The organism is Nonomuraea sp. NPDC051941 (assembly GCF_044593615.1).
Genome location: NZ_JBIUCF010000001.1, coordinates 52,990 through 74,830, shown reverse-complemented (window position 1 = coordinate 74,830; position 21,841 = coordinate 52,990). Strand labels below are relative to the sequence as shown.

Annotated in this window: 18 protein-coding genes; 11 read left to right on the top strand and 7 right to left on the bottom strand. The window is 71.0% G+C overall.

Annotated features, from left to right (window positions below; genetic code table 11):
* Nucleotides 1-14 precede the first annotated feature (14 nt).
* The 6 genes from ACIHFD_RS00315 (at nucleotide 15) to ACIHFD_RS00290 (ending at nucleotide 9,243) form a co-directional block, all read left to right on the top strand.
* Nucleotides 15-2,366 carry an AAA family ATPase gene (locus ACIHFD_RS00315; RefSeq protein ID WP_397364930.1) on the top strand — a complete coding sequence of 784 codons (2,352 nt, stop codon included), beginning with the start codon at nucleotides 15-17 and terminating at the stop codon, nucleotides 2,364-2,366.
* Between the two features lie 100 nt (nucleotides 2,367-2,466).
* Nucleotides 2,467-3,450 carry an ABC transporter permease gene (locus ACIHFD_RS00310; protein ID WP_397364929.1) on the top strand — a complete coding sequence of 328 codons (984 nt, stop codon included), beginning with the start codon at nucleotides 2,467-2,469 and terminating at the stop codon, nucleotides 3,448-3,450.
* A complete protein-coding gene (locus ACIHFD_RS00305; protein WP_397365453.1) occupies nucleotides 3,450-4,364 on the top strand; it encodes an ABC transporter permease in 915 nt (304 codons plus the stop codon). The genes ACIHFD_RS00310 and ACIHFD_RS00305 overlap by 1 nt, the downstream gene beginning before the upstream one ends.
* Nucleotides 4,361-6,373 carry a dipeptide ABC transporter ATP-binding protein gene (locus tag ACIHFD_RS00300; protein WP_397364928.1) on the top strand — a complete coding sequence of 671 codons (2,013 nt, stop codon included), beginning with the start codon at nucleotides 4,361-4,363 and terminating at the stop codon, nucleotides 6,371-6,373. The genes ACIHFD_RS00305 and ACIHFD_RS00300 overlap by 4 nt, the downstream gene beginning before the upstream one ends.
* A 30-nt stretch (nucleotides 6,374-6,403) precedes the next feature.
* On the top strand, nucleotides 6,404-8,095 hold the full coding sequence (locus ACIHFD_RS00295; protein ID WP_397364927.1) for an ABC transporter family substrate-binding protein: 1,692 nt from the start codon (nucleotides 6,404-6,406) through the stop codon (nucleotides 8,093-8,095).
* A gap of 41 nt (nucleotides 8,096-8,136) precedes the next feature.
* Nucleotides 8,137-9,243 (top strand): winged helix DNA-binding domain-containing protein, encoded by a 1,107-nt coding sequence (locus ACIHFD_RS00290; protein WP_397364926.1) that lies wholly within the window; start codon nucleotides 8,137-8,139, stop codon nucleotides 9,241-9,243.
* A 27-nt stretch (nucleotides 9,244-9,270) separates the two neighbouring features.
* On the opposite strand, the gene ACIHFD_RS00285 is transcribed toward ACIHFD_RS00290, so the two are convergent.
* Both ACIHFD_RS00285 and ACIHFD_RS00280 read right to left on the bottom strand, forming a co-directional pair.
* Complete coding sequence (locus tag ACIHFD_RS00285) at nucleotides 9,271-9,522, bottom strand: hypothetical protein (protein ID WP_350739188.1); 252 nt, start codon at nucleotides 9,520-9,522, stop codon at nucleotides 9,271-9,273.
* 101 nt (nucleotides 9,523-9,623) lie between these two features.
* Nucleotides 9,624-10,712, bottom strand: a complete 1,089-nt coding sequence (locus tag ACIHFD_RS00280; protein WP_397364925.1) for an MFS transporter — start codon at nucleotides 10,710-10,712, stop codon at nucleotides 9,624-9,626.
* 80 nt (nucleotides 10,713-10,792) lie between these two features.
* Here ACIHFD_RS00280 and ACIHFD_RS00275 point away from each other — a divergent pair, with 80 nt between their 5' ends.
* Nucleotides 10,793-11,242 (top strand): hypothetical protein, encoded by a 450-nt coding sequence (locus ACIHFD_RS00275; protein WP_350739193.1) that lies wholly within the window; start codon nucleotides 10,793-10,795, stop codon nucleotides 11,240-11,242.
* Between the two features lie 23 nt (nucleotides 11,243-11,265).
* Here ACIHFD_RS00275 and ACIHFD_RS00270 read toward each other — a convergent pair whose 3' ends face one another.
* Nucleotides 11,266-14,733: a protein kinase gene (locus ACIHFD_RS00270; RefSeq protein ID WP_397364924.1), complete on the bottom strand. Its 3,468-nt coding sequence runs from the start codon at nucleotides 14,731-14,733 to the stop codon at nucleotides 11,266-11,268.
* 87 nt (nucleotides 14,734-14,820) lie between these two features.
* On the opposite strand from ACIHFD_RS00270, the gene ACIHFD_RS00265 reads away from it, so the two are divergent.
* Nucleotides 14,821-15,264, top strand: a complete 444-nt coding sequence (locus ACIHFD_RS00265; RefSeq protein WP_350739199.1) for a carboxymuconolactone decarboxylase family protein — start codon at nucleotides 14,821-14,823, stop codon at nucleotides 15,262-15,264.
* A gap of 300 nt (nucleotides 15,265-15,564) precedes the next feature.
* On the top strand, nucleotides 15,565-15,732 hold the full coding sequence (locus ACIHFD_RS00260; protein ID WP_350739201.1) for a hypothetical protein: 168 nt from the start codon (nucleotides 15,565-15,567) through the stop codon (nucleotides 15,730-15,732).
* Between the two features lie 61 nt (nucleotides 15,733-15,793).
* Here the strand turns inward: ACIHFD_RS00260 and ACIHFD_RS00255 are convergent, their stop codons facing one another.
* From ACIHFD_RS00255 to ACIHFD_RS00245, 3 genes are read right to left on the bottom strand one after another with little or no spacing between them, the layout of a single operon-like run.
* Complete coding sequence (locus ACIHFD_RS00255) at nucleotides 15,794-16,414, bottom strand: pyridoxamine 5'-phosphate oxidase family protein (protein WP_350739204.1); 621 nt, start codon at nucleotides 16,412-16,414, stop codon at nucleotides 15,794-15,796.
* Between the two features lie 48 nt (nucleotides 16,415-16,462).
* Complete coding sequence (locus tag ACIHFD_RS00250) at nucleotides 16,463-17,536, bottom strand: PrsW family intramembrane metalloprotease (RefSeq protein WP_397364923.1); 1,074 nt, start codon at nucleotides 17,534-17,536, stop codon at nucleotides 16,463-16,465.
* 57 nt (nucleotides 17,537-17,593) lie between these two features.
* Nucleotides 17,594-18,805, bottom strand: a complete 1,212-nt coding sequence (locus ACIHFD_RS00245; protein ID WP_350739210.1) for an amidohydrolase — start codon at nucleotides 18,803-18,805, stop codon at nucleotides 17,594-17,596.
* A 113-nt stretch (nucleotides 18,806-18,918) separates the two neighbouring features.
* Here ACIHFD_RS00245 and ACIHFD_RS00240 point away from each other — a divergent pair, with 113 nt between their 5' ends.
* Nucleotides 18,919-19,383 carry a PPOX class F420-dependent oxidoreductase gene (locus ACIHFD_RS00240; RefSeq protein ID WP_350739213.1) on the top strand — a complete coding sequence of 155 codons (465 nt, stop codon included), beginning with the start codon at nucleotides 18,919-18,921 and terminating at the stop codon, nucleotides 19,381-19,383.
* Here ACIHFD_RS00240 and ACIHFD_RS00235 read toward each other — a convergent pair.
* Entirely contained in the window at nucleotides 19,334-20,743 is a 1,410-nt protein-coding gene (locus ACIHFD_RS00235) for an MFS transporter (RefSeq protein ID WP_397364922.1), read from the bottom strand. The two genes, ACIHFD_RS00240 and ACIHFD_RS00235, sit on opposite strands and share 50 nt — an antisense overlap.
* 158 nt (nucleotides 20,744-20,901) lie before the next feature.
* Between ACIHFD_RS00235 and ACIHFD_RS00230 the strand changes: the two genes are divergently transcribed.
* The gene (locus tag ACIHFD_RS00230) at nucleotides 20,902-21,720 is read left to right on the top strand and encodes a glycerophosphodiester phosphodiesterase (RefSeq protein ID WP_397364921.1); all 819 of its coding nucleotides are present in this window, start codon (nucleotides 20,902-20,904) and stop codon (nucleotides 21,718-21,720) included.
* Nucleotides 21,721-21,841: the final 121 nt, after the last annotated feature.

Sequence of the window (21,841 nt, the reverse complement as noted above, 5' to 3'; positions counted from 1 at the left end):
ACCGGGGAGGCGTGATGCAGGAGTCCGGCAGGGCCCAGGCCGCGGGGCGGGTCGCGGCGCGGGATCTGTTCGAGAAGGTTCGGCTGCGTTATTACCAGATTCCCCCGGCCGTGCGCCGGGTCCTCTACGTGGTGGTGCTGGTCGCCGTCATGGGCCTGGGGGCGGCGCTCGGGTGGAATCTGCTCAACACCTTCCCCCTCGTCCTGCTGGGGCTCGCGTTCGTCGCGCTGACCATGCGCTTCCCCCGCGCCGCCGCCACCGTGCTGGTGGTCGCGGGCTGGGTCGTGCTGACGCTGCCGATCTTCTCCGGGCTGTTCCCCGCGGGCTCCGGCTCGGTGCACCTGATGGTCGCGCTGGCCCTGCCCGCCGCCGCGGGCGCCCACCTCATCCGCTGGGTGGCGCCGTGGGTGACCACGCTGCTGGCGCTCGCCCCCGCCGGCGTGCTCGCCGTGCCGCTCTCGTTCGTCTCGGCGAACGTGGCGGTCTGGGTGGCGTACGCGGTGGCCGCCGCGGTGCTGGTCTACCGGTTCGTGCTGGCCCGCAGGGTCAAGGCGGAGAGCGCCGCGGCCGAGGAGCAGCAGGTACGCGTCAGGGCGCGCGAGGGCAGGCCCGAGTCCCCGCAGGACAGGCAGGGCGGGCTTCCGCAGATCTCCGTCGAGGAGGCGCTCAGCGAGCTGGAGAGCATGGTCGGCCTGGCCCCCGTCAAGGAGCAGGTGCGCTCGATCGCCGCCTCCATCGAGGCGTCCCGGCTGCGCGCCGAGGCCGGCTACACCACCGAGCGGCCCACCAGGCACTTCGTCTTCCTCGGCCCGCCCGGCACCGGCAAGACCAGCGTCGCCCGCGCGCTCGCCAAGATCTTCTACGCGTTCGGCCTGCTGGAGACCCCCTACGTGGTCGAGGCGCAGCGGGCCGACCTGGTGGGCGAGTTCCTGGGCGCGACCGCGATCAAGACCAACGAGCTGGTCGACCGGGCCCTGGGCGGCGTGCTCTTCATCGACGAGGCGTACGGGCTGGTCAACTCCTCCGACGGGCAGCCCGACAGGTTCGGCGCCGAGGCCGTGCAGACGCTGCTCAAGCGCGCCGAGGACGACCGCGAGCGGCTGATCATCATCCTGGCCGGCTACGAGCAGGAGATGGGCGCGTTCCTGTCCAGCAATCCCGGGCTGGCCAGCCGGTTCGCCACCCGGGTGCGCTTCCCCGGCTACTCCCCCACCGAGCTGGTCGAGGTCACCGGGCTGCTCCAGCGGCGCCGGGGCGACACGATGGACGCCGAGACCAGGCGGGTGCTGCTCGGCCTGTTCGAGGACGTGCACCGGCGCGGCCTGGTCGACGAGCTGGGCAACGCCAGGTTCGCGCGCAGCCTGGTCGAGGCCGCCGCGCAGGCCCGTGACGTGCGCGTGGTGGGCGCGGGCGGCACCCCGACCACCGAGGACCTGGTGACCACCACCACGCCCGACGTGACCAAGGCGTTCGAGGAGCTGACCGCGCGCTTCCGCGGCTACGTCGCCACGCCCACGCTGGAGGAGGCGCTGGCCGACCTCGACAGGATGGCGGGCCTCGCGCCCGTCAAGCGGCAGGTCCACGCCATCGCGGCCCAGCTCCAGATGGCGCGCATGCGGCAGGAGCGCGGGCTGCCCACCCCGCCGCAGATGCGGCACTTCGTGTTCGTCGGCCCGCCCGGCACCGGCAAGACCACGGTCGCCAGGGTCATCGGCCGCATCTTCGCCGCGCTCGGCCTGCTGGCCAGGCCCGACGTGGTCGAGGCGCACCGCGCCGACCTGGTCGGCCAGCACCTCGGCGCCACCGCGATCAAGACCAACGAGCTGGTCGACCGGGCCCTGGGCGGCGTGCTCTTCATCGACGAGGCCTACAGCCTGGTCAACCCCGGCTACCAGGGTGGCGACGCGTTCGGCGCCGAGGCCGTGCAGACGCTGCTCAAGCGCGCCGAGGACGACCGCGACCGGCTCGTCATCGTGCTGGCCGGCTACGAGCGCGAGATGGACGCGTTCCTGTCCACCAACCCCGGCCTGGCCAGCCGCTTCAACCAGCGGGTGGGCTTCCCCAGCTACTCGCCGCAGGAGCTGTCCGAGATCGCGGTGCTGCTGGCCGGGAAGGCCGGCGACACCTTCGACGAGGAGGCGCTGCGCGACCTCGACGACGTGTTCGCCTGGGTGTGCGAGGAGCGGCTGATCGACGGGCTCGGCAACGGCCGCTTCGCCAGGTCGCTGTTCGAGCGCGCCGCCATGCGCCGCGACGTGCGGCTGGCCGCCCACGCCTCGCGCGGCGGGTCCGCCAGCTCGGCAGACCTGACGACGATCACGAGCGAGGACGTCCGCACCGCCGTGGACGAGCTTTCCGGACGCTGACCATCTCCGGAGCCGACCATCTTCGGCGGTTCCCTGCGCGCGACCCGTCACATGGTGTAGCAATATAACTACGTGCGGTGCGCGTCGGAGGGGGAGCGCGATGGCGGGGTTTCTGGCCCGCAGGCTGCTCAACTACGCCGTGCTGGTCGTAGTGGCCGCCAGTCTCGCCTACCTTCTGGCTGCCACGGCTCTGAATCCTCGCTCCAACTACGCGGACCGCACGCCAAAACCTCCGCCCGCGGTCGTGGACGCGCAGCTCACGGCGCTCAACCTCAACGACAAGACGCCGCTGCTGCAGCGCTACGCCACCTGGGCGGGCGGGGTGATGCGCGGCGACTTCGGCAAGTCCGTCGGGGGCGCTCCGGTCAATGAGGATCTCAAGCGGCGCATGGGTGTGACGGCCCGGCTGGTGGTGCTGGGGATGCTGTTCGGGAGCCTGCTCGGGGTGCTGGTGGGCGCCTTCGCGGCGGTCCGCCAGTACGGCTGGTTCGACCGGATCTCGACCGCCCTGTCCTTCGTGGTGCTGGCCGTGCCGGTGGTCGTGCTGGCCAACATGCTGATCCTGGTCGCCGCCTGGGCCAACGAGAACGTGTTCGGCCGCTCGGTGTTCCTGGTCAGCGGCGAGTACACCGACGGGCTGGAGGCCGGGTTCTGGGGGCACGTGGTCGACCGGCTGCAACACCTGATCCTGCCGACGATCTCGCTGTCGGTGGGGCTCGTCGCGGTCTTCAGCCGCTACCAGCGCAACATGATGCTCGACGTGCAGGGCGCCGACTTCGTCCGCACCGCCCTGGCCAAGGGGCTGAGCAGGCGCCGGGCGCTCGTCAAGCACGCGCTGCGGACCGCGCTCATCCCGGTCGTGACCTATTTCGCGTTCACGTTCGGGGCGCTGCTGACGGGGGCGACGTTCACCGAGAAGATCTTCGGCTGGCACGGGCTGGGTGAGCAACTGATCAACTCCATCTTCAGCAACGACGTCAACACCGTCGCGGCCATCTCCCTCCTCGCCGCCATCGCCGTGCTGTGCTCCGCGCTGGTCTCCGACCTGCTGCACGCGGCGCTCGACCCGAGAGTGCGGGCGTGATGACGCTTTCCGACGAGGAGCTCGCCGAGGAGCTGACCGACGGCACGGCGGCCACGGCGCCGTCCCGGCTGCGGGTGGTGGCCGGGCGGTTCTTCCGCTCCCCGCAGGGGCGGGTCGGGTTCGCGGTGCTGGCCGCGATGTTCCTGCTGGCGTTCGCGGGGCCGATCTTCTCCAGGTGGACGTACACCGACAAGGACTTCACCGCGTTCATGCAGCCGCCGTCGGCCACCCACTGGTTCGGAACGCTCCAAACCGGCGCCGACGTCTACGCGGTCACGCTGCGCGGCATGCAGAAGTCGCTGGTCGTGGGGCTGCTCGCGGCCCTGATCTCCACGGCGCTGTCGGCCGTGGTGGGCGCGTTCGGGGGCTACTTCCTGGGGTGGACGGACCGGACGCTGAGCTGGGTGACCGACCTGCTGCTCGTGCTGCCCGGCTTCCTCATCCTGGCGATCATGTCGCCGCTGTTCGAGGCCGGGCAGTGGCCGCTGTTCGTGGTCATGCTGGCGTTGTTCCTGTGGATGGTCACCTCGAAGATCGTCAGGGGGATGACGATCTCGCTGAAGGAGCGGGAGTTCATCCAGGCCGCCCGCTTCATGGGCGTGTCCCCCGTACGGATCATCTTCCGCCACGTGATCCCCAACCTGTCGTCGCTGCTGATCGTGGACGCCACGCTCAACGTCAGCAGCGCGATCCTCACCGAGACCTCGCTGTCGTACTTCGGCTTCGGCATCCAGCCGCCCGACGTGTCGTTCGGGACGCTCATCGCCGACGGGTCCAGGACGGCGGTCTACGCGCCGTGGACGTTCTGGTTCGTGGCGGGGCTGCTGGTGGTCACCGTGCTCGCGGTCAACCTCATGGGCGACGCGCTGCGTGACGCGTTCGACCCCTCGACCTCGCGGAGGAGGCGGCGATGAGCCCGGTCCTCGAGGTCACCGACCTCAACGTGTCGTTCGGCGGCGTGCCGGCCGTACGCGGGGTGAGCTACCACGTGGAGCCCGGCGAGGTCCTGGGCATCGTCGGCGAGTCGGGGTCGGGCAAATCGGTCACCTCGGCGGCCGTCATGGGGTTGCTGCCGCCCGGAGCGCGCGTCACCGGGTCCGTACGGCTGCACGGCAAGGAGCTGATCGGGGCCCCCGAGCGGGAGCTGACGTCCTTCCGCGGCAAGACCATCTCGATGGTGTTCCAGGACCCGCTCTCGGCGCTCACCCCCGTCTACCGCGTCGGCGACCAGATCGCCGAGGCGGTGCGCGTGCACCAGCGGGTGAGCAAGGAGACGGCCATGGTCAAGGCCGTCGAGCTGCTGGAGCTCGTGGGCATCCCGCGGCCGGCCGAGCGGGCGCTGGCCTTCCCGCACGAGTTCTCCGGCGGCATGCGGCAGCGCGTGGTGATCGCGATGGCCATCGCCAACGACCCCGACGTGATCATCTGCGACGAGCCGACCACCGCGCTCGACGTCACCATCCAGGCACAGGTGCTGGAGGTGCTGAAGAAGGCGCAGCGGAAGACCGGCGCCGCGATCATCATGATCACGCATGATCTGGGCGTCGTGGCCGGGTTCGCCGACCGGGTGCTGGTCATGTACGCCGGGCGGCCCGTCGAGGTCGGCGACGTGGACGACATCTACTACGGGATGCGGATGCCGTACACGGTGGGCCTGCTCGGCTCGATCCCGCGTGTGGACCGGGGCGCGCGGCAGCCGCTGGCGCCCATCGAGGGCAGCCCGCCCTCCCCCGAGGCGCTGCCGCCGGGGTGCCCGTTCGCGCCGCGTTGCCCGATGAAGATCGACGCCTGCGACGAGGGCGAGCCGCCGCTGTTCGACGTGGGGGCGGGGCACCGGGCGGCCTGCATCCGCTGGCAGGAGGTACGCCCCCGCGAGCCCGTCCTCGTCCCCGTCGAACCGGGACGGCGCGAGCGCGGCGAGCGCACGGTGCTCGAGGTGCACGGCCTGGTCAAGGAATATCCGCTGCTCAAGGGCGCGATCTTCAAGCGCAGGGTGGGCACGGTGCACGCCGTGGCGGGGGTCGGCTTCGACATCCGGCAGGGCGAGACGCTGGGGCTGGTCGGCGAGTCGGGCAGCGGCAAGACGACCACGCTGACGCAGATCCTGGAGCTGGCCGCGCCCCAGAGCGGGCGCATCGTCGTGCTCGGACGCGACACCGCGCGGCTGAGCGGCCCCGAGCGCAAGGCGATCCGGCGCGACATGCAGGTCGTCTTCCAGGATCCGCTGGCCTCGCTCGACCCGCGCATGACCGTGCACGACATCCTGGCCGAGCCGCTGCGTACGCACGGGCGGCGGCGCCCCGGGCGGCGCATCGCCGAGTTGCTCGCCCTGGTCGGGCTCGACGCCTCCCACGCGGCCCGCTACCCGCAGGACTTCTCGGGCGGCCAGCGGCAGCGCATCGGCATCGCCAGAGCGCTGGCCCTGGAGCCCCGGCTGCTGGTGCTGGACGAGCCGGTCTCCGCGCTGGACGTGTCGATCCAGGCCGGGGTGATCAACCTGCTCGGCTCGCTGAAGGCCCGGCTGGAGCTGTCCTACCTGTTCGTGGCGCACGACCTGGCGGTCGTGCGGCACATCGCCGACCGGGTGGCGGTGATGTATCTCGGCAGGATTGCCGAGATCGGCCAGGTGGACGCCGTGTTCGACGCCCCGGCGCACCCGTACACGCAGGCTCTGCTGTCGGCGATCCCGCTGCCCGATCCGGTACGCGAGCGCGCCCGGGAGCGGATCCTGCTCGAAGGCGACCTGCCCAGCCCGGCCAACCCTCCGACGGGCTGCCGATTCCGCACCAGGTGCCCGAAGTTCCGCGGCGAGCTCACCGACGAACAACGCAGGCTCTGCGTGGACGTCGAGCCCGAGGTGCGTCCGTTGGGCGAGGACCAGGGGGCGGCCTGCCATTACGCCGAGAGGCGCGAAGTCGTATAGACCTCGCTCTGACCAGGAGGAATTCTCTCGATGAAAGCATCACGTCTTGTCGTGGCCGCCGTTGTCACGGGCTCGCTGTGCCTGGCGGGCTGCGGCAAGGGCACGGGGAGCGGGCCGGGCCGGGAGAGCGGCGGTGACGAACGTACGATCAAGGCCTACGACGTCAACCCGCAGCCGCGCGACAAGGTCAAGGACGGCGGGACGCTGCGGTGGGGCATCAACGAGTTCCCCGCGCAGTGGAACAGGAACCACGTCGACGGCAACCTGGCCATGGCCGCCGTGGTCAGCAACGCGCTGCTGCCCTCGCCGTTCCATTCCGACGAGAAGGCGGAGATCTCGGTCGACCGCAACTACGTGCTCGACGCGAAGGTGACCGCCCAGCGGCCCAAGCAGGTGGTCACGTACAAGCTGAACCCGAAGGCGAAGTGGTCCGACGGGAAGCCGATCACCTGGACCGACTACGAGGCCCAGTGGCACGCGCTGAACGGGCGCAATCCGGCCTTCCACATCGCCTCGTCCACCGGCTACCAGGACATCGAGAAGGTGGCGCGGGGGAAGGACGACTTCGAGGTGGTGGTGACGTTCGACAAGCCGTTCGGGGACTGGCAGGCGCTGTTCGGGCCGCTGCTGCCCGCCGCCACCAACCGGACGCCCGAGGCCTTCGACAACGCCTGGCTGAACAAGATCCCGATGACGGCCGGGCCGTTCAGGTTCGGGGGGTTCGACCAGACGGCTAAGACGATCACGATCGTGCGGGACGACTCGTGGTGGGGGAACCGGGCGAAGCTCGACAAGATCATCTATCGGTCGTCGGAGCAGGACTCGCTGATCTCGGCGTTCAGCAACGGGGAGCTCGACCTCATCGACGTGGGGCCGTCGGCGCCCGACTACGCGCGGGCGAAGGGCACGCCGGGGGCGCAGGTGCGGCAGGCGGCTGGCCCCGATTTCCGGCATTTCACCTTTAACGGGTCCAGCGAGCTGCTCAAGGACCGCAACGTCCGGCAGGCCGTCCAGTTGGGCATCAGCCGCCAGGCCATCGCGCAGTCGGACCTGCAGGGCCTCGACTGGCCGATCGCCCTGCTGAACAACCACTTCTTCATGAACACCCAGGAGGGCTACCAGGACAACGCCGGGAAGCTCGGGGCGTACGACCCCGGTCAGGCGCGGCGGCTCCTGGACGCGGCCGGGTGGAAGCTGAGCGGCTCGTTCAGGCAGAAGAACGGCAAGGTGCTGGAGCTGCGGTTCGTGGTGCCGTCGGGGGTTCAGATCAGCAAGGCGGAGGGGGAGCTGGCGCAGACCATGCTCGCCCAGGTCGGCGTGAAGCTGACCATTCAGGCCGTGCCGAGCGATGACTTCTTCACCAAGTACGTCATCCCCGGCAACTTCGACATCACGCCCTTCGCATACATCGGGACGCCTTTCCCGGTTTCCAGCAGTTTCGGGATTTATGCCAATTCCGCCGATGGCAAGACCTGGAACGCGAACTTCGGCCGTACCGGCTCGCCCGCCATCGACCAGGCCATGAACCGCGCCGCCCAGAGCCTCGACCCGGTGCGGGCGCGCGCGGCGGCCAACGAGGCGGATGCGCTGATCTGGCAGGAGGTCAACGTGCTGCCGCTCTACCAGCGCCCGCAGAACGTCGCCGCCCGCCAGACGCTGGCCAACGTGGGGGCCCGCGGCTTCTACGACCTCCGCTACGAGGACATCGGCTTCACCGGCTGACCCGTTCGGAAGCGTCGGCGGCCGGGTGTAGAAGTGGACGCGTGACTACCAAGCTGACCTGGCCGCAGATCCTGGCCTGGCGCCTGCGCAGACAGTTCGTGAGCGAGCCGGACGCGCCCGATCCCGTGGCGGTGGCCCGGCGGCTGTGCGGCGTCCAGGCACAGGTCGCCTCCTCGGCCCAGCTCGCTGTGGCGGTCCGGAGCGACAAGCCCGACCCGGGCGGCATCGACCAGGCCCTGTGGAGCGACCGCACGCTGGTCAAGACGTGGATCATGCGCGGCACCCTCCACCTCCTCCCCGCCGACGAGCTGGCCGACTTCTGCGCGGCCCTGGGCACGTTGCGCTTCTGGGAGAAGGGCTCGTGGCAACGCGGCCACGGGGTCACCGCCGACGAGATCGCGGCGATCATCGACGCGGTCCCCCGCGCCCTGCGCGACGGGGCGCCGGGCGGGCCGGCGCTGACCAGGGAGGAGCTCGTCGACGCCGTGGTGACGGTGACCGGGGACGCTCATCTGCGGGAGGCGCTCACGTCCGGCTGGGGCGCCCTGCTCAAGCCGCTGAGCCGCCTGGGCGAGCTCTGCTACGGCCCGCCCCGCGACGGCAGGGTCACCTTCACCTCCCCGCGCGCCTGGCTTCCTGGCTGGCCCGCCGCGCTGCCGCCGTACGAGGAGGCCGGCGTACGGGTGGCGCGCGCGTTCCTGGGGGCGCACGGGCCGGCGACGCCGGAGATGTTCGACACGTGGCTGTTCGGCGGCGTGGCGAAGAAGACGGTGCTGAAGGGATGGTTCCGCGACCTGGCGCCCGAGCTGACCGAGGTTGAGACCGACGACGGCCAGACCCTGCTGGCCCTGACCGAGCACCTCGACGACCTCGCCGCCACCGGCCCGTCGGCCGAGGTCCACCTGCTGCCGGGCTTCGACCAGTACATCCTCGGCGCCCCGCGCGGCCTCGCCCCGCTGATCCCGCGGCCCCTCAAGCCCAAGGTGAGCCGTCAGGCGGGGTGGATCTCCCCGGTGGTCGTCCACGAGGGACGGGTCGCGGGGGTCTGGGAGGCCAAGAACGGCCACATCACCGTCGACCTCGCCACCCCGGTCCCCTCGGGCCCTCTTGAGGAGGCCATCACCCGCATCCGCACCCTGCTCCCGTAACCCGCACGCGCCCGGGGGCGGGGCGGGTCAGCGGCCGGTGGTGGCCATGATGCGGTCGACGAGGCCCTGGCTGCCTTCCTCGCGCGCACAATGCGCACAGCAGTACCAGTGCTCGCCCGATTGCACCCCATGCCCGATGACCTTGGTGCCACAGTGCTCGCAGATGGGCGCCATCGCCTCGATGGCGCACTGGAAGCAGTCGAAGGTGTGCACAGCTCCCTGCGCATGCACCTCGAACGCCATGTCGTAGTCATTTCCGCAGGTCTCGCAGACAGCCATGGTGATCCCTCCTACAGTCCATTCCGCCGGGGGGATACCCGGTTCTATGGCCTCTCTTCCTCAAAGGACCACCAATTTCCCCAAACGTCCCTCGAAATCGGTCAGGACCGGGCGAAGCGGGCCACCAATGGCAGGCCCAGGAGGCCGAGGAGGGCCACGGCTGAGGGCAGGCCGAGCCATCCGCTCAGAGCCGCGACGAGCAGCGGGCTGATCACGAACCCCGCGTACGAGATCGTCGACACCCCCCACACCAGCGTTCCGCTCGGGTCGTCGGCGGCGGCCCGGCTGAGGAGGGCGGGCACCAGCGGGCCCAGCGCCAGCCCGGTCACCGCGAAGCCCGCCATCGAGGCGAGCACGGTGCCGCCCAGCCCCGCCAGGGCGATGCCCGCGCCGCCGCCCACCCCCGCCACCAGGTACAACGCCCGCAGCGGCACCCGAGGCAGCGCCTGCACGATGAGCCGCCCGGCCGTCAGCGCCGCCATGTAGACGGACGGCGCGGCGCTCGACACCAGGGGCGTGGCCCCGCGGTGCTCCTCCAGCAGCAGCACCGACCACTGCTCGACCGAGTTCTCGATGACCAGGACGCAGGCCGCCAGCGCCCCCACCACGACCGCGGCGCCCCACAGCGCGCGCCTGTCCGGGCCGCCGGACGAGGCGGACGTTCCCTCGCCTGCGGGCAGCGCCAGCACCGTCAGGGACGTGGCGATCACGATCGCTGCGATGATCACGAGGACCGTGCCGACGCTCAGGCCCAGGGATCGGGCCAGGCCGGTGGCGGGGGACGCCGCTATGACCGCGACCGGGAAGGCCGCGTGGACGGGCTGGAAGAGGCGGCGGCCGGTCTCGCGCTCGGCGCGCCCCGTGGCCAGGTTCAGGGCGATGTCGAGCGCCCCGCTGGTCGCCCCGACGAGCAGCAGCGACAGCGCGAGCTGCCAGGGTGTGGCCACCAGCCCGATCCCGGCCACGCTGAGCCCGAACAATGCCGTCGTCACCAGCAGGGCGGTCCGCTCGCGCCCCCGCACCAGCCGCCCGGTCAGCGCCATCGCGGGCAGGGCCCCCACGGGTACGGCGCTCAGCGCGAGTCCCAGGTCCCCCGCCGAGATGCCCAGCTCCAGCTTGATGGCAGGCAGGAGGGCCGACCAGGAGCCCCAGAACACGGCCCAGGCCGCGCACACCGCGATAAGCGGCATTTACCACAACCCCTTGATATTTCGGTCAAGGCACAGTAAAGATCGACGTTGTCCTTATTACCCCTGCCGAAGGGAAGCTCGTGCTCACCCGAACGGTCATCGCGACGGCCTTGGTCGCGGCCGGGATCGTCGCCACCCCCTCCTCGGCGTACGCGGCCACGGCCCGCTTCACCCCCGAGCGGGTCTGCGGCCCCGGCTTCCATCGTGTCAAGGACGGCCAGCGGGCGATGAAGACCCGCGAGGGCGCGGTGCTGGGGCAGGTGTACCTGATGTACAACAAGCGGAGCGGCAAGAACTGCGTGACCGCCATCAAGAGCGCGTACACGGGCACGCGCACGGTCACCGGCGCCTACCTGGAGGTCAGGGGCGGCGGCCGGGCGGAAGACGTGCAGAAGTACCGCTTCTACGCCGAGACCGGCCACATCGACGGCAAGTGGAAGTGCGTGAAGTACGCCGGCTGGACCCGCGACCCGGACAACCGCGTCGAGGCCTGGGGCGGCCGCAAGACCTGGGGCAACTGCAAGGGCTGAGGTCCCTGGAGGGCGGCGTCCCGTCAGGGGCAGACGTTCTGGTACGGCACGCCGCCCAGGTACCGGGCCCATTCGTCGGCCGACAGCGAACGCCCGGCCCGCGCGCACACCTCCTGCGCGACCCGCTCACCCCGCACGGGGATCGCGTGCAGGGCCTCGTCGGTCCCGGCGTGCAACGTCTCCCCGTCCGCACTGAACGCCAGCGACACCGGGCCGTCCCCCAGCCGGTAGGACCCGCCGAGCCGCCGCCTGGTCTCGACGTCCCAGAGCTGGAGCGCGCCTTTCTCCGTGACGGAGGCCAGGGTCCCGCCGTCGGGCGAGAAGGCCAGCAGGAGGAGGTCGTCGGCGGCCCGGGGCAGGGCGGGGCTCAGCCGGGTCGGCCCGTCCACCGACCACAGCCCGATCCGCCCGGTGGCCGCCTCGTTCACGGCCATGAGCCCGTTCCGGCTGAACTCGATCGCGTTCGTGGCCCCGAACCCGGCCCCCACCGGCTTGCCGGTGCGCAGGTCGACGAACCTGCCGCCGAGCAGCGACGCGTACGCCGTGCCACCCGGGAGCAAGGGCCCGCCCTGGTACCTGGTGTCGGTCGAGCTCAGCACGCGGCCGTCGGCGGCGTCGAGCACCACCTCCTTGGCCACCGGGTTCTGGGAGAACACGACGTTCGTCACCAGCCGCCGCCCGTCCCGGGTGAAGTGCACGTCGGTGACGGCGCCGGCCGGCTTGGACACCCGCGTCGACCAGAGCCTCGCGAGGGTCCGCACGTCCCAGAGCGCGATCGTGCCGTTGGCGTCCGAGACGGCCAGCCACGTTCCGTGGAACTCCTCGGGCTCCCCGTCGTCATCGCCGACGGGAAGGCTGCCGGTCTCCTTGCCCGCGCCCACGTCCCAGATCCGAAGCCGCTTTCCGGCTTGGACCGCCGCCCACCGGCCGTCCGGGCTGAGGAAGGCCGAGCCCGGCGTCTCCGTCACATGCGTACGCGACCGCAGGTCCAGGCTGACGACGGCGTCGTCCACGACGTACCGCAGCGTCCTGCCGTCGGGGTCGAAGGCGACGTCGGCCAGCTCGCCCTCGGCGCGGTAGCCGAGTACCGCCCGCCGGGTGCGCAGATCCCAGACCTGCACGTATCTGCCGCGGTAGGCCGCGAGGTGGCGGCCGTCCGGGCTGAAGCGCAGCTTGCTCTCGAATCCGCAGACCTCGCAGGTCAGCGTCTCGCCGAAGGCCCGGCCCGAGGCGACGTCCACGAGCGCGACCTCGGTCCCGTTGCCGCAGGCGAGCGTCCTGCCGTCCTGGCTGAACGCCGCCAGGTCGGGATGCGTCACGCAGGCGCGGAAGGGCCGCTCGGCCCGCCAGCCCGGCAGCGAGCGCTGGTCGAAGCGGCCTCCCGGCAGCAGCAGGTGCCTGCCCGAGGGGTCCACGAGCGGATCGTTCACCGCCACCTCGCCGCGCTGTTCGAAGACGCCCTTCCCGAACCGCCTGCCTGTGGACACGTCGAGCAGGTAATAGATCTCCTGCCTGGCGTACATCAGCGTGAGCGTGGTCTCGTGCTCGCCGAACACGGCGGTGTAGACGCCCTCGAACGCCGGTGGAATGCGCCGTTCGAGGAGTTTCCTGCCGGTCTTCAGGTCCCAGACACCCAGCTCCTCCGTGGAGGTCTCGGCCAGCAGCCGGCCGCTGCGGCTCAGCGCGGGCGTGCCGGTGATCGTCCCGTTCACCTTCATCTCGGGCCAGCTCGCCGTGCGCTCGTGGGTGCGCACGTCGTACACGTTGACCCCGCCCTCGCTGGCGCTGACCAGCGTGCGGCCGTCGCGGCTGAGCAGCCGCTCGGCCGAGCCCTTGACCGGCGGCTCGCGGAAGACGGCGGCCTCCTGCTGCTGCAGTGAGGCGATCAGGCTGGAGCGGGCCTCCGGCTGTGCCGGCGAGACCCGCCAGGCCGCCACGCTGAGCAGCATCGCCAGGGCCGGGTCGGCGGTACGCATGCGGTCGGCCTCGGCGGCCACCTGCTTGGCGGCGAGGATGTCGCGCTGGCGGGCGGTCTCCTGGCGCTGCCGGACCGCCAGCCCGCCGGCCACCAGCGCCACCACGAGCAGCAGGGCCAGCGTGACCGTGGTCAGCGTCCGGCGTCTGGCCCGGCGCCTGGTCAGGTCGGTGCCGGCGCGCAGGAAGTCGCGTTCGAGCGGGGTCAGCGTGACGTGGCGGCGTCCGGTGGCGGCCCAGCTCAGCGCCTGTTCCAGGCGGCTGCCCTGGAACGCGTCGGCGTCGCGGCGGCCGTTGCCCGCCCAGTGCCGGGCCGCGGCGTTGACGGTGTTCAGCAGGGCCAGGCCGTCGCGGTCGGCGTCCACCCACATGCGCAACCTCGGCCAGGCGCGCAGCAGGCCGGGACGCGACAGCGCCACCGAGCCGTCCCCGTCGGCGATCACGTACGAGAACGCCTCCAGCACCCGCTTGACCGCCGCCGACTCGCGCTCGGACCGCCCGCCGAACAGCTCCTCGTATCCGGCCGTCCGCCCCTCCTCGTGCCCGTCTCCGTCCACGGCCACCAGGCGCAGGAACACCTCGGCCGCGACCTCCCGCTCCTCGGGAGCCAGCGACTCGTAGGCGTCCTCCGCGATCGTGCCGAGCGCGGGATCGGCGTGGCCGGGACCGTGCACGTCCCGGGCGGTCCGGCTGCCGGCCGCCAGCAGCCCCCTGATGTCGGAGCCGGTCCCGCTGACCAGCGCGAGCAGCAGGTCACGGGCCGCGGGCCGGGCCGCCGGGTCCTTGTCGATGGCGGCTTCGACCAGCGCGGCCAGCCGCGGGGGCAGCGCGCTCAGGTCGGGCCGGTGCGAGAGCACCCGGTGCATGACGCCGCCCAGGTTCTCGGCGCCGAACGGCTCGTGCCCCGTCGCGGCGAACACCATGACGGCGCCCCACGCGAACACGTCGGCCGGGGCGCCCGCCCGCTGCCCCGTGAACACCTCGGGCGCCATGTACGCCGGTGTGCCCGACACCTCGCCGGTCTTGGTGAGCGACATGTCGATCGTGCGCGCGATACCGAAGTCGATCACGCGTGGACCGTCGGGTCCGAGCAGCACGTTGTCCGGTTTGAGGTCGCGGTGCACGACCCCGGCGTCGTGGATCGCGGTCAGCGCCGTCGCCACCGCCGTGGCCAGCCGGTGCAGGTCGTCGCCGCCGAACCGGCGCCCGTCCCGCACGGCCGCGCCCAGGCTCGGCCCCGGAACGTACTCCGAGACCAGGTACGGCTTGCTCCCCTCCAGGTCGGTGGCCAGCACGCGAGCCGTGCAGAACGACGACACCCGCCCCGCCGCCGTCGCCTCCTTGGCGAACCGGTCGCGGATCGCGCGGTCGCCGTTCGCGTGCAGCACCTTGACCGCGACCCGGCTGCCGCCGGCGTCGTAGGCGTCGTACACGACCCCCTGCCCGCCCGAGCCCAGCCGCCCCGCCAGCCAGTAATCCCCGATGCGCTGGGGATCCCCCGCTCTCAGCGCCTCCATGGCGGGTTAGATGTCACTTTCTTCGCGGAAGTTGTCACAACTGGGCGGCCCATCCCGTCCTCCTACAAACGAACTGAGGAGAGACACATGACCCAGCGGATCAACGTCGCACAGCAGGTTCCGCAGGCGTACCACCACTTCCTGGCCGTGGAGAAGCTGCTGCACGAGAGCGAGCTGCCGACCACCACCCTCGGGCTGATCAAGTTGCGCGCCAGCCAGATCAACGGCTGCGGCTACTGCGTGGACATGCACAGCCGCGACCTGAAGAAGGCCGGTGAGAGCGATGAGCGCCTCTGGTCGGTGGCCGCCTGGCGGGAGGCGACCGTCTACACGCCGGCCGAGCGGGCCGCGCTCGCGCTGGCGGAGGAGGCGACCAGGCTGGCCGACGGCGCGGGTGTGCCGGACGCGGTCTGGGAGGAGGCCGCGAAGCACTACAGCGAGAAGCAGCTGGGACTGCTCATCGTGGCGCTGGCCATGATCAACGCGTGGAACCGGATCGGTGTCACCGCCCGGCTCACGCCCGGAGCATGACATTCGTAGAAATGCATTGAGAGAGCCGGTGGTGGCCCGTTAGGTTGGCGCGCATGGCGGGTGGCAGGCGCCCGTCATGCCACCGGCCGGCGGCGCGGACACGCGCTTCCGAAGGGGGAGGCCATGAAACGCGTCAGAGTCACGAAGTCGACGACCAAGCGGCCCACGAAGCCGGCTCTGGAGCTGGACCTGCGGACCCCGGCGGGCCGCACACTCCCCTACTGACGTGCTCTCTTTACGCCGGATTTATCGGTCCTTCGGTAGATAACTAGATAACAAAGTCATCACGGGGGGCTCACGATGAAGAGGCTTGTGGTGGTGCCGCCACACATCGCCAGGCACAAGGTCCGCGAGATTCCTTCGGCCGACCGCCGCAAGCAGCCCGCCGATCCCAAGGTGATCGACCTGCGGGCCTACAGCGGCCGCAACGTCATCCGTTTCCCGGGCGGTCCGACCTCCGCCGCCTGAAACGCCTGAAACGCCTTGAAAGCACCGCCGCCCGGCCCGGAGCCGGGCGGCGGGCTCGAGGTCAGCCGTAGAGGCGCTCGGCGTAGGTCTTGCCGTAGTAGCTCTCGAGCTGTTCGAGGCTTTCCTCCACTTTCTGCACGTCCTTGACGAGCCGCGCGTGGGAGGGCAGGACCTCGGGCTCCCAGCTGTCCGGCTTCCACAGCGAGGAGCGCAGGAACGCCTTGGCGCAGTGGAAGAAGATCTGCTCGATCTCCACCACGAGCGCGAGGTGCGGGCGATGGCCCTTCACGATCATCTCGTCGAAGAACGGGGCCTCGCGGATGAGCCTGGCCCGGCCGTTGATGCGCAGGGTCTCGTTGCGGCCGGGGATCAGGAAGATGAGCCCGACGTGCGGGTTCGTCAGGACGTTGAGGAATCCGTCGGCCCTGCGGTTGCCCGGCCGGTCCGGGATGGCGATCGTGGTGTCGTCGATGACGTGGACGAACCCGGCGGGGTCGCCCTTGGGCGAGACGTCGCAGGCGCCCGCGTCGTCCGATGTTGCGATCAGGCAGAACGGGGAGGCCGCCAGCCACTCTCGGTCACGCTCGTGCAGCCGTACGCGCTCCTTGGTCGCCGCCCTCGGCATGACCTCGCCGAGCAATTCGCGTAGCTCAGTCTCGGACCCGATCTCCACCCAGCTCATCTGCTCTCCCTTCGAGGGTTCACCCCATTTTGCCAGGGAGCGTCTGGGTCACCAGCGGCGGGCGTTCGCCATCATGCCCAGGTGCGCGTCGCGTTCCACGGCGAAGCGGACCGGGTCCATGCCCTGGCGCTCGGCCCGCAGGTGCAGCATGGTCAGCTCGGTCGCCGCCTGCTGGTAGTCGCCCATGGCCCGGCCGAGCCCGGCGCCCCTGGCCCACTTGCGGGCCGCCTTGCGGCCGGACAGCGTGCTGAGCATCCTGACGTCGGCCTCCGTGATCAGCCCGGTCTGCTGGTAGCCGGGCAGGTAGACGCCCATCCTGGTGACGAGCTGGCGGCGTTCGATGACGGTCACGGTGATCAGCAGGATGAGCGCCCCCATGATCACGAGGTACGCGGCGGCCACCCAGGCCAGGGAGCCCGTGGTGGCGGAGCCGTTCCAGAGGCCGTGCAGGAAGACCGCGCCCAGGTAGCCGAGCGGGATCGCGGCGAACCTGGCCGCGGTGCGCCTGGTCAGGGCGTAGGCGACACCGAGGCCGATCATGGAGGTGTAGATGGGGTGGCCGAGCGGGTCGATGAGGCCCCTGATCACGAACAGTTGCAGCGCCCCGCCGGCCCCGTCCTCGTTGTACGCGAGCATGTAGTAGCCGACGTTCTCCACGGCCGCGAAGCCCAGGCCGGCCATGGAGGCGTACACGATGCCGTCGGTCAGCCCGTCGATCTCCTGCCGCCTGCGCAGGAGCAGCAGCAGCGCCGAGCCCTTGAGCGCCTCCTCGATCACGGGGGCCAGCAGGACGGTGCCCACGTCGTCGACGACCGCCTCGCCGAACCCGGCTCTGGTGAACAGCGCCTCCCCCACGAACGACAGCGCGACGCCCAGCACGATCGCCACCCCCGCGCCCCACGCGAAGGCGAACGCCAGGTTCAGCTTCGGCTCGGGCTCCAGCCTGTCGAGCGAGAGCACGGCCGCCAGCAGCACCGGCAGCGGCGCCACGCCCAGCAGCGCGGACAGCCCGAACCCCACGGGCCCGCCCGACAGCAGCATGACGGTCAGCACGATCATCGCCAGGGCGCTGGACACGACCAGGCCGATCAAGAGGGCCTTGCTGGGACGCTGGACTGGCATCGTGGTGCCTCCCTTTCGCTGGTCCGACCACTATGCTCGGCCCGCATCTACAGCCGCTTAACGGTCACTTGATTCGCGGTAATACGGATCCGCCACGACGGCCTCGCCGTCGGCGTAGGTGTACACCTCCCGGCCGGAGACGAACACCCGCAGCGCCCGGCTCATGACGTCCAGCGGGTCGCCCGACCAGATCACGACGTCGCCGTCGAGCCCGGGGCGGAGCGCGCCCACCCGGTCGTCGATCCCCATGATCCGGGCCGGGTTCAGGGTGATCGAGCGCAGCGCCTCGGCCGGGTCCAGGCCCTCCTTGACTGCCAGTGTGGCCTGGTGGACGAGGAAGTGGATCGGCACGACGGGATGGTCGGTGGTGATGGCCAGCCGCACGCCCGCCCGCGCCAGGATGCCCGGGTTGCGCAGCGAGCGCCGGCGCAGCTCGACCTTCGACCGGCTGGTGAAGAGGGGGCCGATGATGACGGGGACGTCCCGGTCGGCCAGGGTGTCGGCCAGCAGGTGGCCGTCGGTGCCGTGGTTGATGATCAGCCGGTAACCGAACTCGTCCGCCAGCCTGAGCGCGGTGGAGATGTCGTCGGCCCGGTGCGTGTGCTGGCACCAGGGCAGCTCGCCGTCCAGCACGCGGACCAGGATCTCCAGCGTGCCGTCCCGGTCGAACGGCTTGCCCTCGTCGGCGGCCGCCGCCCGCCTGGCCTTGTAGTCCTGCGCCTTCATGAACGCGTCCCGGATCACGGCGGCCACGCCCTGCCGGGTGGACGGCAGCTTCTTCTGGTCGCCGTACACGCGCTTGGGGTTCTCGCCGAGCGCGCTCTTGACGCTGGCCGGCTCCTTGACCAGCATCTCGTCCACGGACCTGCCCCAGCACTTGATCGCAACCGTCTGGCCGCCGATCGGGTTGCCGGAGCCCGGCTTGATCACCGCGGTCGTCACGCCGCCGGACAGCGCGTCGGCGAAGGCCAGGTCGGCGGGGTTGATGGCGTCGAGGGCGCGCAGGCGGGCGCCGTTCGGGTCGGTCATCTCGTTGGTGTCCTGACCGGCCCAGCCCTCGGCCTCCTCGTACACGCCGAGGTGCCCGTGGGCCTCGACGAAGCCGGGCAGCACCCAGCCGCCGGCGGCGTCCACGACGGGGGTCCCCTCGGGCACGGCCACGTCCCGGCCGACGGCGGTGATCTTCCCGTCCTGGACGAGTACGGTGCCGCCGTCGATGGGGTCGCCGTCGATCGGCACAACGTATCCACTGGTAATAGCAAAATTCATGACTCGTAACCTACCGGTGGGCGGGTCGCCGAGCCCGTGCACACTGGGTCCTCCAGGGCCAGGTGACATGGGGATAGGCTGACATTTCAGGATTTGCACGAGGGAGAGGATGCATGTCGCAAACGTACGGGCCAGGTGCGGGCCCGGCCCCCCAGTCCCTCGGCGACGAGGAACTCTCGCAGCTGCTGGCCGGGCAGCGCTTCGGCGCGCTGGCGACGAACAAGAGCAGCGGCCACCCTCACCTGTCCACCGTCCTGTACACCTGGGACCCCGACCAGCGCGTGGTGCGGATCTCCACGATCGCCGACCGGCTCAAGGTCCGCCAGCTCCACAAGGACCCGCGCTGCGCCCTCTACGTGGCCAGCGACGACTTCTGGTCCTACGCCGTCGCGGAGGGCCAGGCGGAGCTGTCGCCGGTGAGCGCCGAACCGGGCGACGAGGTGGGCATGGAGCTCCTCGCCATGCAGCAGCACATGGACGACCCGTACGCCTTCCTGCGGCAGATGGTCGAGGACCGGCGGTTGGTGATCAGGATCCGCGTCTCGCGTTTGTACGGGACCGCGCTGCCCGTTTCGTGACGACGGCGCGGTGGCGGTTGTAGGCCACCGACGCGATCACGACGAGGACGAGCCCCAGGTCGATGCCCGCCGACCAGCGCATGGCAGTGACGTGGTGCCCCCCTTCCGCCGCCGCGAAGAAGACCGCGCCGATCACCGCCACGCCGCCCGCGCCCGCGAACTGCTGCGCCGTGCTGAGGATGCCCGACCCGATGCCGGCCTGGTGCGGGGCGACCTCCACCAGCGCCGCGCCGATGAGCTGCGGCAGGACCAGCCCGTTGCCCGAGCCGACGAGCATGAGCGCGGCCATGATGTACGGCAGGCCCAGCCCGGCCCCGACCACCATCAGGGTCAGTCCGAGCCCGATGATCACGCCGCCGATCACGACGACGATCAGCCCGTACCTTCTGACCAGTCGCGTCCCCAGGATCGACGTGACCGAGAACAGCACCCCCATCGGCGCGAACGCCAGCCCCGCCTGGAAGGCCGTCAGCCCCAGCCCGCCCTGCAGCAGCAGCGTCAGCGTGAACATGAACGAGGCGAAGTACGCCATGAACGCGACGATCGAGCCCACACCCGCCAGGTAGGAGTGGACCTTGAGCAGCGCCAGGTCGAGCACCGGCTGCCCGCCGCGCGCCCCGAGCGCCTGCTGCCACCGCCAGGTCAGCACGAACACGGGCACCGCGGCCCCCATGCTGATCCACGTCCAGACGGGCCAGCCCAGGCTGTTGCCCAGGCCGAGCGGCACCAGCACCAGAGCCAGCCCGACGGCCAGGCCCGCCGCGCCCGGCACGTCGAGCCTGGCCCGCCGGGCGGTCTCGACCTCGGGCAGCAGCCAGATGGCCAGCGGCACCACGATCAGGCCGACGGGCAGGTTGATCAGGAAGATGACCCGCCAGCCGAGCCCCAGCGTGTCGGCGGTCAGCAGCAGGCCGCCGAGCACCTGGCCCGCGATCGAGCCCAGGCCGCCCGCGACGCCGTACCAGCCGAGGGCGTGCGCCCGCTCCGACGGCGAGTAGGCCGCGGAGATCGTGGCCAGCACCTGCGGCACCATCGCCGCGCCCGCCAGGCCCTGGAGCAGGCGGGCGGCCACGAGCTGGACCGGGTTGACGGCCATCCCGCACAGCACGGACGCGATCGTGAACGCGACCACGCCCCAGATGAACAGCCGCCGGTAGCCGTAGCGGTCGCCGAGCCGGCCTCCGGTGATCATGCCGGCCGCGTAGGTGAAGGCGTACCCGCCCACGATCAGCTCGAGGGCGGCCGGGCCCGCGTGCAGGTCCCGTTCGATGGAGGGAGCGGCCACGTTGACCACGAAGAAGTCGAACTGGGCCATGAACCAGGCCGCCAGGAGTACGGCCAGCATCCCACCATGCTTCACGACATTCAGGCTAGAACCCCATGATTCGCTCCTCCGGCACGGGGGTCGCGTGTCGAATGCTCATCGGTCGGGCACCGGGCCGTTACTCTGCCATCAACCAGCAGTCATGAGATCTTGTCACCGTCGAGTCGACTGTCTCTCCCCACCCGAGGAGACCCATGTTCAGGCGACTCGCCGTCATGATCGCGATCTCGTCCACCCTCCTGACGACCCCTGCCGAGGCGGCCACCGCCGTCGTCAACGTCGCGCACCGGGGCGCCTCCGCGTACGCGCCCGAGAACACCATCGCCGCCTTCGAGCTGGCCGACAAACAGCGGGCCGATGTGTTCGAGCTCGACGTCCAGGAGACCAAGGACCACGAACTGGTCCTGATGCACGACACGACCCTGGCCCGCACCACCGACGTCGAGCGGGTCTTCCCCGGTCATGCGCCGTGGCGCGTCGGAGATCTCACGCTCGATCAGATCCGCAAGCTGGACGCCGGCTCGTGGTTCTCCGACGAGTACGAGGACGAGCGGGTGCCCACGCTCGACGAGACGCTCAGCGAGATGAGCGGCTCGGGGCTGGACCTGCTGCTGGAGATCAAGGCTCCGGAGCTCTACCCCGGTATCGAGGCCCGCGTGGCCGCGGAGCTGCGCCGCCATCCCGGCTGGCTGGCGGAGGGGCGGCTGGTGGTGCAGTCGTTCAGCTGGGCGTCGATGCGGACCTTCCACCGCCTGCTGCCCGACGTGCCGATCGGGCTGCTCGGCACGCCGTCCAGCGCCGACCTGCCGGGGCTGGCCAAGTTCGCCGACCAGATCAACCCGCCGTACACCTCGTTGTCGGCCTCGTACGTACGGCGCGTGCACGCCCTCGGCATGCAGGTGCTCGCCTGGACGGTGGACAACCCGGACACCATGCGGCGGATGCTGGACTACCAGGTGGACGGCATCATCACCAACAAGCCGGACGTCCTGGACGAGCTACTGAGCGACTGAGACGGCGAGCACGGCCTGCGCTCCCAGGACCGCATCCACCCCTGTGAAGCGGTCCCCCACTGAGACACTTGGCCCGGTCATCGACCGGCCTCCCTCCCGCCCAGCGCACACGCTCTCCCCA

What these genes read in the sequence shown, in the direction of transcription:
- ACIHFD_RS00285 (WP_350739188.1), bottom strand. Translation starts at nt 9,522, where the DNA reads ATGGCTGTCTGCGAGACCTGCGGAAATGACTACGACATGGCGTTCGAG.
- ACIHFD_RS00310 (WP_397364929.1), top strand. Translation starts at nt 2,467, where the DNA reads ATGGCGGGGTTTCTGGCCCGCAGGCTGCTCAACTACGCCGTGCTGGTC.
- ACIHFD_RS00240 (WP_350739213.1), top strand. Translation starts at nt 18,919, where the DNA reads ATGTCGCAAACGTACGGGCCAGGTGCGGGCCCGGCCCCCCAGTCCCTC.
- ACIHFD_RS00265 (WP_350739199.1), top strand. Translation starts at nt 14,821, where the DNA reads ATGACCCAGCGGATCAACGTCGCACAGCAGGTTCCGCAGGCGTACCAC.
- ACIHFD_RS00305 (WP_397365453.1), top strand. Translation starts at nt 3,450, where the DNA reads ATGACGCTTTCCGACGAGGAGCTCGCCGAGGAGCTGACCGACGGCACG.
- ACIHFD_RS00245 (WP_350739210.1), bottom strand. Translation starts at nt 18,805, where the DNA reads ATGAATTTTGCTATTACCAGTGGATACGTTGTGCCGATCGACGGCGAC.
- ACIHFD_RS00295 (WP_397364927.1), top strand. Translation starts at nt 6,404, where the DNA reads ATGAAAGCATCACGTCTTGTCGTGGCCGCCGTTGTCACGGGCTCGCTG.
- ACIHFD_RS00250 (WP_397364923.1), bottom strand. Translation starts at nt 17,536, where the DNA reads ATGCCAGTCCAGCGTCCCAGCAAGGCCCTCTTGATCGGCCTGGTCGTG.
- ACIHFD_RS00300 (WP_397364928.1), top strand. Translation starts at nt 4,361, where the DNA reads ATGAGCCCGGTCCTCGAGGTCACCGACCTCAACGTGTCGTTCGGCGGC.
- ACIHFD_RS00315 (WP_397364930.1), top strand. Translation starts at nt 15, where the DNA reads ATGCAGGAGTCCGGCAGGGCCCAGGCCGCGGGGCGGGTCGCGGCGCGG.
- ACIHFD_RS00255 (WP_350739204.1), bottom strand. Translation starts at nt 16,414, where the DNA reads ATGAGCTGGGTGGAGATCGGGTCCGAGACTGAGCTACGCGAATTGCTC.
- ACIHFD_RS00270 (WP_397364924.1), bottom strand. Translation starts at nt 14,733, where the DNA reads ATGGAGGCGCTGAGAGCGGGGGATCCCCAGCGCATCGGGGATTACTGG.
- ACIHFD_RS00230 (WP_397364921.1), top strand. Translation starts at nt 20,902, where the DNA reads ATGTTCAGGCGACTCGCCGTCATGATCGCGATCTCGTCCACCCTCCTG.
- ACIHFD_RS00260 (WP_350739201.1), top strand. Translation starts at nt 15,565, where the DNA reads ATGAAGAGGCTTGTGGTGGTGCCGCCACACATCGCCAGGCACAAGGTC.
- ACIHFD_RS00280 (WP_397364925.1), bottom strand. Translation starts at nt 10,712, where the DNA reads ATGCCGCTTATCGCGGTGTGCGCGGCCTGGGCCGTGTTCTGGGGCTCC.